Annotated in this window: 10 protein-coding genes; 3 read left to right on the plus strand and 7 right to left on the minus strand. The window is 64.1% G+C overall.

Features of this window, described 5'->3' with window-relative positions; translation table 11 throughout:
• Positions 1-3 precede the first annotated feature (3 nt).
• A complete protein-coding gene (locus ACVNHC_RS01110) occupies positions 4-678 on the minus strand; it encodes a response regulator (protein WP_050470915.1) in 675 nt (224 codons plus the stop codon).
• 389 nt (positions 679-1,067) lie between these two features.
• On the opposite strand from ACVNHC_RS01110, the gene ACVNHC_RS01115 reads away from it, so the two are divergent.
• On the plus strand, positions 1,068-2,057 hold the full coding sequence (locus ACVNHC_RS01115; protein WP_457166212.1) for an alpha/beta hydrolase: 990 nt from the start codon (positions 1,068-1,070) through the stop codon (positions 2,055-2,057).
• 51 nt (positions 2,058-2,108) lie between these two features.
• Positions 2,109-2,978, plus strand: coding sequence for a thioesterase (locus ACVNHC_RS01120; protein ID WP_457166213.1), 870 nt, complete (start codon positions 2,109-2,111; stop codon positions 2,976-2,978).
• A 318-nt stretch (positions 2,979-3,296) separates the two neighbouring features.
• Here ACVNHC_RS01120 and ACVNHC_RS01125 read toward each other — a convergent pair whose 3' ends face one another.
• The 4 genes from ACVNHC_RS01125 to ACVNHC_RS01140 all read right to left on the minus strand — a co-directional run bounded on the left by ACVNHC_RS01125 (position 3,297) and on the right by ACVNHC_RS01140 (position 8,650).
• Positions 3,297-4,118, minus strand: coding sequence for a hypothetical protein (locus ACVNHC_RS01125; protein ID WP_457166214.1), 822 nt, complete (start codon positions 4,116-4,118; stop codon positions 3,297-3,299).
• Between the two features lie 118 nt (positions 4,119-4,236).
• On the minus strand, positions 4,237-4,848 hold the full coding sequence (locus ACVNHC_RS01130) for a DsbA family protein (RefSeq protein ID WP_457166215.1): 612 nt from the start codon (positions 4,846-4,848) through the stop codon (positions 4,237-4,239).
• Positions 4,849-4,914: 66 nt separating this feature from the next.
• Positions 4,915-6,561 (minus strand): cisplatin damage response ATP-dependent DNA ligase, encoded by a 1,647-nt coding sequence (locus ACVNHC_RS01135; RefSeq protein WP_457166216.1) that lies wholly within the window; start codon positions 6,559-6,561, stop codon positions 4,915-4,917.
• A gap of 115 nt (positions 6,562-6,676) precedes the next feature.
• The gene (locus ACVNHC_RS01140) at positions 6,677-8,650 is read right to left on the minus strand and encodes a methyl-accepting chemotaxis protein (RefSeq protein ID WP_457166217.1); all 1,974 of its coding nucleotides are present in this window, start codon (positions 8,648-8,650) and stop codon (positions 6,677-6,679) included.
• A gap of 403 nt (positions 8,651-9,053) precedes the next feature.
• Here ACVNHC_RS01140 and ACVNHC_RS01145 point away from each other — a divergent pair, with 403 nt between their 5' ends.
• A complete protein-coding gene (locus tag ACVNHC_RS01145; RefSeq protein WP_457166218.1) occupies positions 9,054-11,102 on the plus strand; it encodes a DEAD/DEAH box helicase in 2,049 nt (682 codons plus the stop codon).
• 271 nt (positions 11,103-11,373) lie between these two features.
• Here the strand turns inward: ACVNHC_RS01145 and ACVNHC_RS01150 are convergent, their stop codons facing one another.
• Positions 11,374-11,796, minus strand: a complete 423-nt coding sequence (locus ACVNHC_RS01150; RefSeq protein ID WP_050470907.1) for a DUF4440 domain-containing protein — start codon at positions 11,794-11,796, stop codon at positions 11,374-11,376.
• A 47-nt stretch (positions 11,797-11,843) separates the two neighbouring features.
• The gene (locus ACVNHC_RS01155) at positions 11,844-12,884 is read right to left on the minus strand and encodes a ligase-associated DNA damage response exonuclease (RefSeq protein WP_457166219.1); all 1,041 of its coding nucleotides are present in this window, start codon (positions 12,882-12,884) and stop codon (positions 11,844-11,846) included.
• Between the last annotated feature and the right edge of the window lie 34 nt (positions 12,885-12,918).

A 12,918-nucleotide genomic window follows, 5' to 3' on the forward strand; every position in this document is an offset into this window, starting at 1 on the left:
GGATCAAAGATCCTGGCTTGCTTCCGGTATCTGCCAGCTTCCGGCTTCGATCTTGGAGGCCGCAATCACCGCTTGCGTCCGGCTTTCAACGCCCAGTTTCTGCAAGATGGCAGACACATGCGCCTTGACGGTTGCCTCGGATACGGACAGCTCATAGGCGATCTGCTTGTTCAGAAGACCTTCCGACAGCATCATGAGGACGCGCACCTGCTGCGGCGTCAGACTGGCCAGCCGGCGCGCCGCATCAGAATCCTTGTCGGCGATGGTGAGGTCGATTTCCGGCGGGGTCCAGAGCGAACCGGCCATCACCTGCTCGATCGCATTGCGGATGACTTCGATGCCATGGGACTTGGGAATGAACCCCGACGCCCCAAAGCCGATGGCCCGGCGAATGGCCTGAGGCTCTTCATTGGCCGAGACAATCACCACCGGGACCGAAGGGTGCTGGGCGCGCAGGAACATCAGGCCCGAGAAGCCGCGCATGCCGGGCATGGACAGATCCAGCAGCACCAGATCCACGCCACCGGCATCCTCCAGGCGGGCGGTCACATCCTCCAGCGTACCGGCTTCGTCGATCACCGATCCGGGATAGAGCAAATCAAGCGCCTGCCGCAGCGCGCCGCGAAACAAAGGATGATCATCCGCAATGATGAAATGGTAATTGTTGCTGTCCGCCAATGCTTTCCCCCCGATTTTACACCCCGGCACGTCTGCCGGCGTCTGGGCCGCTCCACAGCTCCCGGCCCCTTATCACATACTGTCCGGACGGACCGGAATGCTGACGCATCCGCTTCCCGGATCCGCTCGAACGCCATTCCATCCGGTCAGGCCAGCGCACACCGCACAACGGGCGCGGCCATCCCGGTCAGAAGGCTCTGCCTTCACAGTGCACATCACCTTGCACCAGATCAAGCCTTGCCCGAAATCTCCCGCAAGTGACATGGGAGAAACGGCAACGCGCTGCAACTTCTCCGGATTGCCCCCTGACGCCCCCAGACTGAAGCAGATTGGCAGACACGATCTGACACTTTAGCTTTCCCGCAGTCACCGGAACCGGAGAACCCTTGATGCTGAGCCTTCACCATTCCCTCTTCCTGCCCGAAGCCGCGAGCGAAGAAACACGCGCCTTCAATGAGGCTCTCGCGGCACGGCTGGCTGCCGAGCCGGATCAGTGGAGCTTCCCCCCGCAGGTGGTCCGCGACCGGCGGGAGCAAGGCATAGGCCCCTTCCCGGCCCCCGTCCGCAGCCCGCGCGCTGAGGATATCTGGATCGAGGGTCCTGCACGTGGCGGGGCAGCGGGCAAGCTCCGCCTCCGGCTTTTCCGGCCACAGGACAGCCGGCCGGAGGGGGCGTTCCTGCATATTCATGGCGGCGGCTGGACGTTCGGCGGGGCGGACCTGCAGGATCTGCGCCTGGCCGAGATGGCGGACAGGACGGGACTTCTGGTTGCTTCCGTGGACTACCGGCTTGCTCCGGAACATCCCTATCCTGCCGCACCGGATGACTGCGAAGCCGCAGCCCTCTGGCTCATCGGGCCGGCCGCGCAGGAATTCGGGCTGTCACGGTTCTCCATCGGCGGGGACAGCGCAGGCGCCAATCTGGCTGCTGCCACCCTGCTGCGCCTGCGGGACAGGCACGGTCTGACACCCTTCAGTGCCGCCGTCTTTATCGCCGGCTGTTTCGATCTGAGCCTGACGCCGAGCGCCAGATCCTGGGGCACGGAGAAGCTGGTTCTGAACACGCGCGATATCGAAATGTTCGTCCGTTTGTATCTGCAGAACGGCGAAGACCCCAAGTCTGCGGACATTTCCCCCCTGATGGCAGACCTGAGCGGCATGCCGCCCGCCTATTTCGTGGTGGGAACCCGGGATCCCCTTCTGGATGACACGTTGTTTCAGGCATCCCGATGGATATCCTCCGGGAACTCCGCCACGCTGGACGTCTTCCCCGGCGGATGCCATGTTTTCCAGAGCTTTCCTCTCGGAATAGCGGACCAGAGCAAATCTCTTATTGATAATTTCCTTAGCGTAATTATGAATAACTCTACTATTACCTGAAAGTAAGTTACATATTTTCCCGGCTACAGCAACCATCAGGGCCACCACACGATGCTGACTGAAGAAACCCTGTTCTCCTATGTGAGCCAAAGCGATTGTACAGAACAGGGTGTTTTGAGCGAACATGGTTGCGTCCAACGGCTCGATGAGGCGGACAGACAGTTCCGGCTCATCTGCGCGCTGAGTGAGTCTCTGGTCGGCGCCCGCCGCGTGCGGCATATCCGCTTCCACACTCCGGCCCCCTGCAGCACGCTGCTCGTGGTTTCCTCTCTCGTCTGTTTCGACGGCCCGCATATTCTGACCATCGTCCATCAGATGAAGAACGCCGTGACCGGAGAGGTTCTGGCCACGGCTATCGATGGCTATACCCCGCCTGCCGGCACCGCCCGCACGTTCCGCAGCAAGTTCAAGGATGTGGTTCAGGCCATGCCGGAAGAAGCGGCGCCCCGTGCCTTGCCCCCTTCTCCATTGGCCAACAAGGCAACGCTGGAAAGCATTGTCGAGGGCGGCGGATCGGTCATTTACCGGGGAACCGTGCTCCCAAGGCATCTTGGGGCGGACAACAAGGCAGATGATGGCTTTGTCGCGCAATGCATCGGCGAGGCGCTGCCTCATGTCTGGCAACAGACTCCCCTGAACCTCGGCTGGCAACAGGAAACAGGCAGCCAGCGCCGTCTTTTCGAGATGAAACTGACCTGGATCAGTCCGCTCAAGGCAGGCGAAAGCTTTGTGATCGCCGTCAGCCTGACCGGCACCCAGGCAAACATGCTGGGCGCGCGTTTCTTCGTGTTTGAAAGCCGCGCCAGCCGCCTTTGCGCCATCACCGACACCGCTTTCGGCCCCGTTTGCCGGGAGAGCGGCGAGCCAGCGGGACTTCCTGCGGGCACTCAGGAAGCCCTGTCACGCCTGCGGGCAGACTGAGCAGAGGAGACAGCCTGTCCCGCCGGAGCAGGCGGTGTTTAGACCGGACGCAACGAAGAGGAACGCACCTTCGTTTTGCCGCAGCGCCCCTCTCCCCCCTTGAGGGGGAGATGTCTGCGTTAGCAGACAGAGGGGGGTAGCTGCGCCTCAATACGGCAGAATCTCTCGCATAAGCGGACAGTCCGTTACCCCCTCTGCCCCCTGCCGGGGGCATTTCTCCCTCAAGGGGGGAGAGGAACGGGAGCCTGACTGGCAGTTCGTTGCAAACACTGGCGCCGGAGCCTGCAACGCGGCCGTGAGATGCGAGGGAAAGGCCGTCTACTGGCCCGTTTCTCTTTGCAGATCCCGCATCAGACCGAAGAACCGGCGCATGGCCTGCTCCGTGAAGGAAAGCATTTCGTCGAGCTGTTCTTCATCCTTTTGCGACAGTTCCGGCGCCGGTCGGGTGTTGCCGCGGGGGGCTTCTGCGGATGGGCGGCCCGGGACGCCGCTGTCCGAGTTGCCCTTGAGAGCCGCAATTTCTTGCCGCAGGGCCGCGTTTTCCTGCCGCAGCTGGTCGATTTCACCCAGATAAGCGGCTTCTGCATCCGGAGAAGGCATGCAGCGCCACACCCCATTGGCCGGTTTGCAGAAGGCGATCGTTCCGGCCACCCTGTCCAGCCGCAGGTAGCTGCCGTCCACTTTCACGAGCGCGTAACGCCGCGGATCAGCGACCGGAGCCTCAGTCTGTGCGGCCTCCTGCGCCGGATTTGCCTGCTGATCCGCCTGCTGGTCCGCCACCGGGACAGGTGCCGCTGCAGGCCGGCTGACCGGCACTTTTGCTGGTGAGTCCCCTTGGGATTTGCCTGCAGCGCTGTTCGCGGTCTTGCTTGCAGGAACGGCGGGAGCAGGCTTGGGCTTCGTTTTAACCTGGCTCTGGCTCTGGCCTTGAGCTTTTGCCTTGGCGGCAGGCTTGCCCGAGGGCACGGTCTTTGCGGGAGCCCCTTGACCTGCCACCTGGCCGGCCGCAAGGCCGCCCTGCGGTGCCGCGCTTTTCGCCTCCGCCACTTGTCCATGCAGGAAGCCGGACAGGGCCAGAAGAGCCACGGCGAGCGTTCCTGCGCGCAGCCGCGCAGATGATGCCAGTTTCGGATCAGCCATCGCCCATGCCTCCATTCGCCGCGCGCCGGGGGACTCGCCCACATAAGCCGCATGTTAGCGGGGGACTATGTCAAAAGCACGCCGTTGCGGCAGTTCTGCCCAGGAAGCTTGTCCCGCCTCAAACGGGCCGGAAAGCATCCCGGCCCGAGACAAGCGCATCTTCCAGCAGGTCCAGCCTGTCCTGCCCCCAGAAGGGCTCACCTTTCAGTACGTAGCAGGGCGAGCCGATGACGCCCAGATCGATGGCACGGCGCTGGTTCTCCTGATAGGCTTCCCGAATGGCCGCGCTGCCAGCTGCTTCAAGCAAGGCGTCTGCATCAAGGCCCATCTCCCTCAACAGCCCCGTCAGAACCGCTTCGTCGGCGATGTTCAGGTCTTCCACCCAGACGGCCTGGAAGAACCGTGCCGAACAGGCCGCCACCGGGCCGCCCGCCTCGGCAACGGCAATGGCGCAGCAATCGGCCAGGGTGGGATCGGCGGGAAAGAAGGCAGGCTTCAGTGTCAGCGGCACGCCGCGCTTTTCCCTCCAGCGCTGCAACTCGACAAAACGGTAGGCCTGACGCACCGGATGGCGCTTGGCCAGCGGCAGACCGCCAGACACCTCGAAAACCCCCGCCAGATTGACCGGCCGGAACCGCACCTCCTGCCCATGCGCTGCCGCAAGGTCCACAAAGGCCTGATGGCCGAGATAGGCCCAGGGCGAAACGTGGGTGTAAAAATAGTCGATCACTGGCTGGTCTCCCGTCGAACCGGCTTTTCCGGTCAGGGCGAACCTTGCCGGTTTCGCGCCGGAGACTCAAGTCACGCTGGCAGCTGCTGGCAACAGGGCCTCGAGGATCTCGATCCGGTCAGCCTCATGCGGCGGCTTGTCCCAGCGCAGGCGGGCGATGCGGGGAAAGCGCATGGCAAGGCCGGATTTGTGCCGGCCGGAGCGGTTCAGCCCCTCGAACGCCACCTCCAGCACCAGCCCGAGGTCCTGCGTATGCGCCACCTCCCGCACCGGGCCGAAGCGGTTGATCGTATTGTTGCGGACGAACCTATCGATTTCCAGCAGCTCCTCATCGGTAAAGCCCGAATAGGCCTTGCCCACCGGCACAAGCTCCTCTCCCCGCCAGACGCCGAAGGTGTAATCCGAGTAGTAGGACGAGCGCTTGCCGTGGCCGCGCTGCGCATACATCAGCACTGCATCCACCGTGAAGGGATCGCGCTTCCACTTGAACCATTCCCCGCGCGGACGCCCTGCCACATAGGGCGACTGCCGCCGCTTCAACATCAGCCCTTCCACGGCACCTGCATCAGCCTCCGGCAGATGCGCGGAAGGCTCCTCCCGCCAGCGGGCCAGTTCCTCCCAGTTCGCAAAGGGCACCAGCGGCGACAGGTCAATGCGCGGCGGGGCTTGTGCGATCAGGAAAGCCTCCAGCCGCGCCCGCCTTTGCTCAAACGGCAGGGCGCGCAGGTCTTCTCCATTGTCCATCAGAAGATCATAGGCCCGGATGGCAGCGGGCAGTTGCTGCATCAGCTTTGGCGCAGCCGTCTTGCGGTTCAGCCGCTTCTGCAGCTCGGAAAAGGGCTGCACCGCACCATCGCGCAGGATCAGTAGTTCCCCGTCGATACAGCCCTCGAAGGTGAGGCTCTCCAGTACATCGGGAAAGGCGGCGGAAATGTCATCGCCGGAGCGGGAGTAAAGCCGCGCCACACGCCTGCCCGCCGCATCTCGCCCGGCTGAAGCCTGCACGCGGATACCGTCCCATTTCCATTCGGCCAGAAACTGAGCCGGATCCAGCGCCTCCATGTCCCGTGCCTCATCCAGCGGGTGCGCCAGCATCGGCGGGCGGAAGGGTGCCGGGTCCCGTGCCTCGGGCCTGCCGTCCCGCCCCTCCACCCAGGCCAGCAGCGCCGTATAGGGCGGCGTCTGCGCGTTCCAGACCTCCTCGATCTCACCCACGCTGACAGTTCCAAGCCGCGCCAGCGCTGTCTTGGCGAGGCGGGCGGACACCCCCACCCGCAAGCCGCCGGTGACAAGCTTCAAAAGCGCCCAGCGGCTCGTCTCATCCAGAAGGTCCAGCCATCCGGCAATCAGCTGCGGCACCTCGCTGCGGCCAGCGCCAGAGAGCCGCTGCACCACGGCGGAAAGTCCCGGCCCCTCACCAGCCGCCTCTGCGGCCCGGTCCGGTGCAGGCCACATCAGCGCCACCGTCTCGGACAAATCGCCGACGAAATCATAGGACAGCGCGAAAAGCACCGGATCCGTCTGTTCCCCCGCCAGCGCCCGCAGCATTGCAGGCTTGGCGTGGCGGAACTCCAGCGTGCCCGTCAGCGCCGCAAGGGCATAGCCACGGTCAGGATCGGGCGTGCGGCGGAAATAATCCACCAGCAGCGCCTCCTTGGCATTGCGGGAACTTTCAAAGGCAAGACGGTCCAGAAGGCGGGAAAAGGCGCGCATACGCGGATGATAACGCGCCTGGGGCCCAAGTCCACGAAGTTGGCTGGCGGAACAGCAAAAGGACGCCGGCGGGTTTCCTCCGGCGTCCTTCATGTTCAAGATCCTGCGATGAAAGTTACCCGGCCATCTGGCGCTGCAGAGCTGACCGCCGGGCTTCCACGTCCTTGACCATATCTGCCAGGAAGGCATCGACCGCCCTGGACAGGTTCTCGGAGACGGATTTCACATCACGGGACAGGCTGTCGACCATCTCCGCCTCGATGCGGGTGTCATGTGCGGTCTGGGTCACATTGGCGACGCTGGCCGCAACCTGATCCGATCCGTCAGCGGCAATGGTGATGCTCTGGGTGATCTCGCGCGTCGCAGCACTCTGTTCCCCGACCGCATTCTTGATGGCCATCGTCATTTCCATCACGGATGCGATGGAGCCCGTGATGCGCTGAATCGAGGTCACCGCCTTGCCGGTCATGCCCTGCACCGAGGTGATCTGGGCGGCGATTTCCTCCGTCGCCCGGGCCGTCTGGTTGGACAGTTCCTTCACCTCGGCAGCCACAACCGCAAAGCCCTTGCCGGCCTCTCCGGCACGGGCCGCCTCGATGGTGGCATTGAGGGCGAGAAGGTTCGTCTGCTCCGCGATGGCACGGATCATTTCCACGACAACGCCGATCTTGTCGGTTGCTTCCGCAAGGCTCGACACATGCACATCGGTCTCGCGGGCCACTTCGGTGGCTGCGGTAATGGCGACAGACGACCGGTCGGACTGGTTGAGAATCTCCGAGATGGCGCTGGAGAGCTCTTCAGCCGCAGCGGCCACGGTCTGGACACTGCGCGAAGACGTGGCAGAGGCTGCCCGCGCCTGATCGGCCGCAGCAAAGGCCTGACCCGACACTTCCGTCACCCTCTGGGCACTGCCGGCCATCGCTTCCGTCTTTTCGGCCACGGCCTGCATGCTGGCATCGATCATGTTGCGGAAACGGTCGATGATGGCCTCGACCTGCGACTGGCGGCCGCCTTCGAGCGAGCGCTCCTGCTCCATTTCCTTTTCCAGCGCCTGACGGCGGCGGGCATTGTCCTGGAACACGGTGCCTGCACGGGCAAGATCGCCGATTTCGTCGCCCCGCTCCAGCAGCGGCATGGTGAAGCCGGTCTCATCCTTCGCCACCCGGCCCAGCGCTGCGCGGATCTGGCGCAGGTTGGCAAGGATTGCACGCAGATTGAGAAGGCTGATGATCACCGTCACCGCGATGGCCGCGGCAGACATGAGCCCGGCAACCAGCGCGCGGGAATAGGCTTCGCTTTCCATCACCGCCACGGTCTCGCCAGCTGCCTTGAGCAGGTCCAGCGTTTCGGTGCGAATGATGTCCAGCCGGGCCGTCGCCGCATCAAACCACTGCTGTCCCGTCACACCCTGGCCATTGTCGGTCTGCGGCAGTGTAAGAAGCACCTTGCGCCAGTCTTTGACCTGCTGGATGGAGCTGCCGGCCATCATCCGGTCGAGTGCAGCGGCCTGTGCTGGCGTTGCCAGCATGTGAAAGCTCTGCAGATAGGCTTCTCCGGCAGCCACCCGGTCAACAAAGGACAGGAACACGGCATAGTCCGTCACTTCGCCCTTGCCGGCCGCCGTGAGCAGGCGCGCACCGATCGCGCGCTCCAGCCCGCCGGCTTCCTTGGCCTGAATAAGCGACGTGAACGGCAGAAGCTCCGCTGCAAGACGCGGCTCGCCCGTATCGAGCGCAATGTTGGAAATCGTGCCCATCAGCCCGGAGATCAGGCCCGTATAAGCCTTGAGGTTGTCGGCACCATTGACCGAACGGGCATCAACTGCGGACCGGTGGCTGGCAACGCTGCGCGGCAGATCTGCCAATGCACCGAGCCCGGCAGAGGCATCCACGCCGGAACCGGCAGAGCTGGTCAGGAAAGCTTGCAGCGCCTGCAGGTCCGTGTCCGTCGCGCTTCTCTGCTTGCTCACGATCCCTGCAGCCGCAACTTCATAGCCGGAGGCAATCAGCACCGCCGTCTGTCCGCGCTCCTTCTGCAACTCGTCCACCACGGCTTCGATGAGGCCCGACACCTCAACGAGAGGCTTCATCTGCTGCATCTTTCGCAGGTAGATAAATTCACCCCAAAGATAATTTCCTGCATAGAGGATAACGGCCAACAATGGCACAACAGCCATCATGGCGATTTGCAGGCGTATATTGCGCATCGAAATTCCCCGTCCTTAATTTCGAACTACGAGACATAGAAAATGTCGGTAGACAGGGGGAGTTAACGGCGCACTAACCTGACGTCTTCTGATGCTGATTTAGCACCATTTAGGTGTTTTGGCTTACTCTGCCCGCTCGACTGCAAGCTCCGCCACGCAACCCGTGTGCGAGAGGTTTTTCGCAGCCAGTGGACGGCAGGCCCATTTTGCCGTATAGGGGGTTCCAACATGACGGGCACGCCGGACACATGAAGGCTGCTCCGCCCCCTTTTCACGAAAGACACACATGATCGAGACGCACGCCGTTGCACCGGCGCTGGCCGCCGCTTTGGCAAAACGAGGCTATTCCAGCCTCACCCCGGTTCAGGAAACCATCCTGACCGACGCTCCCGCCGACGCAGACCTTCTGGTTTCCGCCCAGACCGGCTCCGGCAAGACTGTTGCCTTCGGCCTCGCCCTTGCTCCGACGCTGCTTGGAGACGATGAACACCTCGGCCCTGCCGGTGCGCCGGTGGCCCTTGCCATCGCCCCGACCCGCGAGCTGGCCCTGCAGGTCAAGGCTGAGCTGACCTGGCTTTATGAGCAGGCCGGCGCCCAGACCGCGTCCTGCGTTGGCGGCATGGATCCGCGCGCCGAGCGCCGGGCCCTGGAACGCGGCGCCCACATCGTCGTCGGCACGCCGGGCCGCCTGCGCGACCACATCGAGCGCGGCGCCCTCGATCTTTCCGGCATCCGCGCCGTGGTTCTGGACGAAGCCGACGAAATGCTCGACCTCGGTTTCCGTGAGGATCTGGAGTTCATTCTGGACGCCGCTCCGGAAGACCGCCGCACGCTGATGTTCTCGGCCACCGTGCCGAAACCGATTGCCGACCTCGCCCAGCGCTTCCAGCGCAACGCCGTGCGCCTGACCACGATCAGCGGCCGCGAGCAGCATGTCGACATCGACTATATCGCCATGCCGGTCGTGCCGAACGAGCGCGAGAACGCCATCATCAACATTTTGCGCTTCCATGAGGCCCAGAAGGCCATCGTGTTCTGCGCCACCCGCGAGGCGGTGAACCGGCTGACCTCGCGTCTTGCCAACCGGGGCTTCTCGGTCGTGGCGCTGTCGGGCGAGTTGAGCCAGGCCGAGCGCAGCCACGCGCTGCAGGCCATGCGCGATGGCCGTGCCCGTGTCTGCGTCGCCACCGACGTGGCCGCGCGCGGCATCGATCTGCCCAACCTTGATCTCGTCATTCACGCCGACCTGCCGACCGGCAAGGCCGCCCTGCTGCACCGCTCTGGCCGTACGGGCCGCGCCGGCCGCAAGGGGTCGAGCGTTGTCGTCGTGCCCTTCCCGCGCCGCCGCGCCGCAGAGCGCCTGCTGCAGCTGGCCGGTGTGAAGGCCGAATGGCGTGAAGCCCCCTCCGCCAATGCCATCCGCGCCCAGGACAAGGCCCGTCTTCTTGCCGATCCGGTTCTGAACGAACCGGCAGAAGAAGAAGATCTGGAGACGGCCCGCGAGCTTCTGGCCGTGCATGATGCCGAGCGCATCGCAGCGGCCTTCGTGCGCCTGTACCAGCTGCGCCTGCCGCCCCCGGAAGAGCTGACGGAAGACAGCTTTGAAGCCCGTGGCCCGCGTGAGCGTGGTGACAGGGGCGACAGAGGAGACAGGGGCCCGCGTGATGACTTCGGCGGCGGCAAGAGCTTCGAAGTCCGCAACAAGTTTGAAGATGGCGTCTGGTTCCGCCTTTCCCTCGGCCATAAGCACCGCGCTGACCCGCGCTGGCTGCTGCCGATGATCTGCCGCGCCGGACACGTCACGAAGAAGGAAGTCGGTGCCATCAAGATCGGCAACACCGAAACCCTCTTCGAAATCATGGGCGGCCATGCAGAAAAATATGCCGACGTGATCCGCCGCGATGGCTCCGGCGAGCGCGGTGTGGTGATTGAGGCCGCCGACGTGCGCGGCGGCTTTGCCCCGTCCTTCCGTGGCAATGACGAGGACGGCCCGAGCCGTTACGAGCGCGCCCGTGAACGCAACACCGGCCGTGGCGGCTTCGGTGGCGCTGCACCCGCCGGACGTGGCGGCCCGGCTCCGCGCCGCAAGCGTTTCGAGGACGATGAACCGCGCCCGACGCATCCGGCCTTTGCCCCGATGGACGAAGCGCCGCTCGACCGTGGCCCGAAGCGCGGCAAGCGCGGCCCTGATGGCGGCGGCTTCGGCGGCGCACCAGCCGGTGAAGGCTTTGCCCCGCGCAAGGGCAAACCTGCCTTCAAGGACGGCGGCCCGAAAAAGGCCGCCCACCGCAAGGGCGACGGCGTGAAGAAGAAGTCGAAGAAGCAGGAAGGCTGAGGCAGGCGCCCGGTGAACTCACGTCATCGGGAGCTGGTATAGGCCGCGCCACACACTGAGGTCACCCCGGACGAAGCGCAGCGCAGATCCGGGGACCACTCGCTTGCAGAGCAATCAGATTCGCCCTCGCAGCGGGACATAAGACGGGGCAGGTCTGGCGCAGCGCTCCTGCCCAAACCCGCCTCTCTGCAAACGAGTAGACCCCGGCTCGCGCTACGCTTGGCCGGGGTGACTCAGAGCAAGATGACAAAGACTTAAAATCAGCTGCCGCTTACTGCTCGTTGACGATCATGGCAATGCGCCAGACCTCGCCATCAGACACGAGGTGATAGTGGCAGGTAAATTCGAAGACGCTCTCGCCATCAGCACTTTCCTGACGCCAGTCGAGGGTGACCAGCGCCGTCGGGCCGGAGATGTGGGCAGAAACCACGTCGAACTCGGAATAGGAGATATTCTCCTTGTCGAGCGCATCCAGCAGGGCGTCGATATTCTCCGCCAGCTCTTCCTCGTCATCAAAGACATAGCCCTTTTCCATCTGCCAGATGGTGGCAGGCAGGGAAAAGCAGTCGATCAGAGCCTCTGCATCGGCATCGTTGAAACCGGCGAGATAATCCTCGAAAAGTTCCGCAATGGCTGCTTCCAGCTCCTGCTCGGCAGGTTCTGCGGTGTCTTCGATCTCGTTCTTGTCCGCCATGGCCGTCTTCCTGGAAGGGCGCGGCAGGTCTGCAGCGCGCCTCAAGCTTAAGTGTCAGTGTCAGCCGGGGCAGAATCGGTTTCGGTTTCATCTTCCCCGTAGCCGATCATATGGAGAGGCCGGGCCTTGCGTCCAACGGTTTCACACCAGTGCACCAGTGCCTCTTCGGCACCATGTGTGACCCAGGTTTCCGCCGCCCCGGTTTCCAGCACAGTGCGGGTGAGATCGGGCCAGTCCACGTGGTCGGAAATGACCAGCGGCAGTTCGGCCCCGCGCTGGCGGGCTCTGGCACGCACGCGCATCCAGCCCGAGGCCACCGCCGTCACCGGATCGCCGAAGCGCCGCGCCCAGCGTCCGGCAAGCTCTCCCGGCGGGCACAGCACGATTTCCCCGGCAAGCTCCTTGCCAAGCTGCCCCACCGGCTCAACCGGCCCCAGCGCAATGCCCCGGCTTTGATAATAGGCGGTGATCTTTTCCAGCGCGCCGTGGAGATAGATGGTCCGGTCATATCCGGCGCGGCGCAGTTCCGCGATGACCCGCTGCGCCTTGCCCAAAGCATAGGCGCCGACGAGATGGGTGCGCTCCGGAAACAACGCCAGCGAAGCCAGCAGCTTGGCCATTTCCGCGCCCGCATCCGGATGGTGGAAGACCGGCAGGCCGAAGGTTGCCTCCGTTACGAAGACATCGCAGGGCACCAGCTCGAAAGGCGTGCAGGTTGGGTCGGCCTGCCGCTTGTAATCGCCGGAGATGACCGCACGCGCAGCGCCCGCCTCCAGCACCACCTGCGCCGATCCGAGAACGTGCCCGGCAGGCTTCAGCGTCAAAGTCACGCCGCCCAGATCAAGCCTCTGACCATAGGCCAATGTCTGCCGCTGGCCACAGAAGCCCTCGCCATAGCGCAGAGCCATGATGTCGAGCGTTTCTTCCGTCGCCAGAACTGCCCCGTGTCCGGCCCGCGCATGGTCGGCATGGGCATGGGTGATGATGGCCCGCGCCACCGGGCGCACCGGATCGACATGGGCGTCCGCCTCAGGGCAGAAGAGCCCTTCCGGCGTCAGATGCAGAAGGCTGGATGCGGCAATGGACATGGGGCAGAAGCATAGGGCCTTCGCGGCCATTTGC

The sequence above is a fragment of the Pannonibacter sp. Q-1 genome (assembly GCF_054073275.1).